The 3,468-nt window shown below is 46.3% G+C and carries 5 protein-coding genes; 2 read left to right on the forward strand and 3 right to left on the reverse strand.

The window, feature by feature from the left end; genetic code table 11:
- Positions 1–15 precede the first annotated feature (15 nt).
- A complete protein-coding gene (locus VIM72_RS20980) occupies positions 16–489 on the forward strand; it encodes a macro domain-containing protein (protein WP_332004783.1) in 474 nt (157 codons plus the stop codon).
- Positions 490–494: 5 nt separating this feature from the next.
- The gene (locus VIM72_RS20985) at positions 495–689 is read left to right on the forward strand and encodes a hypothetical protein (protein ID WP_332004784.1); all 195 of its coding nucleotides are present in this window, start codon (positions 495–497) and stop codon (positions 687–689) included.
- A gap of 2 nt (positions 690–691) precedes the next feature.
- On the opposite strand, the gene VIM72_RS20990 is transcribed toward VIM72_RS20985, so the two are convergent.
- The 3 genes from VIM72_RS20990 to VIM72_RS21000 form a co-directional block, all read right to left on the reverse strand.
- Complete coding sequence (locus VIM72_RS20990) at positions 692–1,744, reverse strand: hypothetical protein (RefSeq protein ID WP_332004785.1); 1,053 nt, start codon at positions 1,742–1,744, stop codon at positions 692–694.
- A gap of 86 nt (positions 1,745–1,830) precedes the next feature.
- Positions 1,831–2,832, reverse strand: a complete 1,002-nt coding sequence (locus tag VIM72_RS20995) for an aldo/keto reductase (RefSeq protein ID WP_332004786.1) — start codon at positions 2,830–2,832, stop codon at positions 1,831–1,833.
- An 81-nt stretch (positions 2,833–2,913) separates the two neighbouring features.
- The coding region (locus VIM72_RS21000) for a helix-turn-helix transcriptional regulator (protein WP_332004787.1) at positions 2,914–3,468 on the reverse strand (555 nt) is incomplete at its 5' end.

Consider the following 3,468-nt stretch of genomic DNA (forward strand, 5'->3'; position numbering starts at 1 on the left):
CTTCATACATAAACAATGGTCACCTATCTTAAAGAAGGCAATATATTCAACATTCCCGGCGTCAACAATTACGCTCACGGCTGTAACTGCGCCGGCGCAATGGGTAAAGGAATTGCGGTACAGTTTAAGGAGAAATTCCCGGAGATGTACCAGCAATACAAAAAGCTATGTAAAAGCGGCGCCTTTACCCTGGGAGATGTTTTTATGTATCATTATGGGGCAGGCACCGTATTCAATCTCGGCACCCAAAAGTCATGGACCACTAAAGCCGAACTTTCAGCTGTGGACGCTGCCGTTAGTAAAATGCTGCAGATGGCCAGGGAAAACCAGGTAAATCAAATCGCCCTACCCAAAGTGGGTGCAGGGCTCGGAGGGCTCGATTGGGAAAGTGTTAAGCGAATCATTGACGTAGGAGCTGCGGCCTATCCTGAAATCGACCTGTTTGTGGTGGAGAATTTTAAAGAAGCATTAACCTCTAAAAAACACTAAAAATTATGAATAGATATACTCTTATTGAAAGACTGGAACATAAACAGTCAAGGGCGAATGAACGCTGGATAATGGATCAGCATTTTATAGCCTGTAGAAATACAGCCAAAGCAGCCCGGGAAGCAAGAATCAAAAAAATTGTATCCTGGGGCTCCATTTTTGGGATAATTGTAAGGGTGGTAATAGCATTCTTTAAATAAACTCACGGTTTTCGTCTATTATAACACGCTATTTTGTTGGTAAGCACACTCCCTACCCAAATCTCGTCACCAACGGCGATAGCCACCGTCCCCCATCCAAAATGCTGATCTCCTCCTACGATCAGGGGATTAGCAGCAAGTGTTACGGGGTCTATTTCGACCACCGAAAACTGATTACCGGTTGCCTCCCTTTCAAGCGTATGCGAGGCAAAAACTGTAGCAGGATCTGCTTTCTGACCAGTTACAAGCAGCGTCCCCTTTTCCGTCCAGCGTAAATTGTCGGTAAGAAAATCCAGTTGAATATAGGATTCAGGAATTTTATCATCCAGTGAAAACTTCCATAACCGCCGGTTCGCCCATTCTGAAACATAAAGACTTTGCCCATCCGCGGATATTTCAATACCATTGGCTCCCGATAGCAATTTATTATTGACGGTTTGCCATCCCTGGTCAGATGTCCATTTCCAAACTTGCCCGGTAGGCTCGCCTTTCTGGAACTCGTCTATGAAGCTTTTGTCGGAAGGATCATACATACTGGTCACGAAGATCGCCTCCGTTTTACCCGGAGCTACCACGATTCCATTGGCCCATACCGTAGCCGGAAGCGCAATGCTTTTGCTCCAGGTAACCTGCACTTTTCCGGAACTTATATCAACATCAAAAATTTCAATGGTTTCTTTGCTTCCATGGTTTATCACAAATAGCCGGTACTGATTGACACTGGTTTGTAGGCAGTTGATCCCATGTGGCCTGAACAATTTATTTACAGGATTATTACCGGATTTTAAAATAGACAGGCCGGGAAAAACATCCTGCGGCGCAGCGCCTGGTGCATCGGGATCGATGGCCATCAATTTTCCGGATTCAGTAGCAGATGGACTGTAACAGCTGGCAATGACCCAATGCGATCCTGGTAATTGGAGCAGATCTTCCGGTTTTTCTATGCCGGTCAGGAATCGTTCCGGCTTATCTTGCGCTATGAGTTGTTGCCGGAGCCCCAGCGTTAACAGGATCGTATTCACCAGCAAGAACCTGGCGACATATCTTTCTATCATAAAATAATATATTAACTCCCGGTAAGCCGCTCCCTGCTTTCAGCATCCGGGAGCGGCAATTCAGGGTTGGATTGCAGATCAGGTTATCAGTGATTAACCATGGCCATAGCGCCTTCGCTATAACGGGCGCCTGTATTGGGATACTTTGCAGCTATTGCATCAATCAATGCCAGCTCCTGAGCGGTCAGTTGCACCTCAACTGCACCGGCATTTTCTTCAAGGTATTTCCTTTTTTTAGTCCCTGGAATGGGGATGATATCATTGCCCTGCGCCAGTACCCAGGCTAACGCCAACTGGGCGGGAGAACAGTTTTTATCTTTTGCCAACAGCGCGAAATCAGCAACAAGCCGGGCATTGTTTTCTGCATGCTCGCCATGACTGCGTGGCAATGTTCGCCTGAAATCATCTTCAGCGAGACTATTAAGATCAAGTACATTGGAAAACAGTCCTCTTGCCAGGGGAGCATATGGAACCAGGCTGATTTGCAGCTCCCTTAAAGTTTTCAGGATTTCTGTTTCCACATCGCGGGTCAGCAATGAATATTCGCTTTGCAGGGCTGCAACCGGGTGAATCGCATTTGCCTTTTTAATGGAAGCAGGCGATGCTTCGCTCAAACCGATATAACGCACCTTGCCTTCTTTCACAAGATCCGCCATGGCCCCTACTGTTTCTTCAATCGGTACATTCGGGTCAACCCGATGGGCATAATATAAATCGATGGTGTCAATTTTCAGGCGGCGCAGGCTTTGTTCCACTGCAATTTTAATCCAGGCAGGCGAGCCGTCAAAAAAAGTATTTGCTGTTCCGCTGGGTCCCGCTACGCCGTCTTTAAAACGGAATCCAAACTTTGTTGCGATAAATATTTTCTGGCGGTTAGGCACCAATACTTTTGAGATCAGCTCCTCATTGGCCCCATTGCCGTACATATCTGCCGTATCCCAAAAATTGATGCCCAGATCCAACGCCTTTTCCAGTGTGGCTATGTTTTCTTTATCATCTGCAGGACCGTAAGCAAAGCTCATCCCCATGCAGCCAAGGCCAATAGCGGACAACTGTTCATTGGTTTTTCCCAATTTTCTGTATTGCATAATCATTGAATTTTGTACTATGCAAAAGTAGAAACCGGAAAAACAGCCTGTTTATAACAATCAAACGGATCCTTAAACTATTCAAACAGTGATGTTGCGAAGTTGGTTAGGCGACATGCCGGTGTGCTTCCTGAAGAAATTGGTAAAATACGAGGGGTACTCGAACCCAAGACCATATGCGATGTCCGAAATATTCCAGTCGGTATGCTGTAAAAGTGCCCTCGCTTCTTTAGCTATCCGGGCAGCGATCTGTTCGGAAGTCGTTTTCCCCGTGGCTTCTTTTACAGAGCGGTTCAGATGATTAACATGTACCGACAGTGCATGTGCGTAATCAGCCGGGGTTTTCAGCGACAGACCTGCTAACGGGGAATCTATAGGGAATTGCCGCTCCAGCAAGTCCAGGAATAGTCCCCAAACCCGTGCAGAGGCATTGGCATAGGTTCCAAAATTATCTGCCGGGTTGGATTTCATAGCCTCATGGATAAGCAGGTGTAAATAACTACGCAGCACATCATACTTTTGAGCATAAGATGAAGCCATCTCCTTCATCATCTTTTGGAAGATGGCTGAAATCTCCTGCAGCTGCTCTTCTTCGGGAAAGAAAATGGGATTGCTTCCAATTTTAAAGAGCGGGGA

It is taken from the genome of Chitinophaga sp. (assembly GCF_036569185.1).
Classification (GTDB): Bacteria; Bacteroidota; Bacteroidia; order Chitinophagales; family Chitinophagaceae; genus Chitinophaga.